Below are 717 nucleotides of genomic sequence, written 5' to 3' on the forward strand. Positions count from 1 at the left end.
GAAAGGTCGTCATGACGAGATCCATCGCTGAACAGAAGGTCCATGAGCTCGGCGGGCGGCTGAGCGTGCTGACCCGGCAGAAGAGGGACCACGTCACGCTGGAGGACCTGCTGGAGGACCTCGAGGGCACCATCGGGGCGGCCCAGGGGCGGGTGCTGCTGCGGATCTACCGGCTGGTCCTCCCGCACGCCTTCGCCGAGGAGGCCGTGCTGTGGCCGGTGATGCGACGGGTCCTGCCGGACGGCCACGAGCTGACGCTGCAGGTGGAGCGGGAGCACCAGGAGGTCAACGAGCTCGTCACCGCCCTCGAGTCCATGGCCGCCGAGGACCCCGCTCGGGAACCCGTCCTGGCCCGGCTGGTCGAGGTGCTGCGGGAGGACGTGCGCGACGAGGAGGACGTCCTGCTCCCGCGCCTGCAGGGGGCCCTGAGCCACCGCCGGCTCCGCCGTCTGGGCCTGGCCTGGGAGGTGGTCCGGCGCACCGCGCCCACCCGCGCCCACCCCGTGGTGGCCCGGCGCCCGCCCGGCAACGTGGTCGCGGCCGTGCCCCTGTCGGTGCTGGACCGGGTCCGGGACCTCGTGGACGGGGCCGTCCTCCGCGGCTCCGGGCGCAGCGCGCCGGTCCTGTGCTCGGTCAGCACCGGCCTGGGTGCTCTCGCCCACCGGGTCGAGCGCCTGCCCGTGATGCGCCGGGGTGAGGACCCGTCCACCAGCCGGG

Annotated in this window: 1 protein-coding gene; it reads left to right on the forward strand. The window is 74.6% G+C overall.

Going from position 1 to position 717, the window contains the following annotated elements:
• Positions 1–11: 11 nt before the first annotated feature.
• Positions 12–717, forward strand: a 706-nt coding sequence (locus tag ACFYE3_RS19045; protein WP_387612048.1) for a hemerythrin domain-containing protein, incomplete at its 3' end; no start/stop codon positions are given.

This window comes from Kocuria arenosa, assembly GCF_042879215.1.
Classification (GTDB): domain Bacteria; phylum Actinomycetota; class Actinomycetes; order Actinomycetales; family Micrococcaceae; genus Kocuria; species Kocuria arenosa.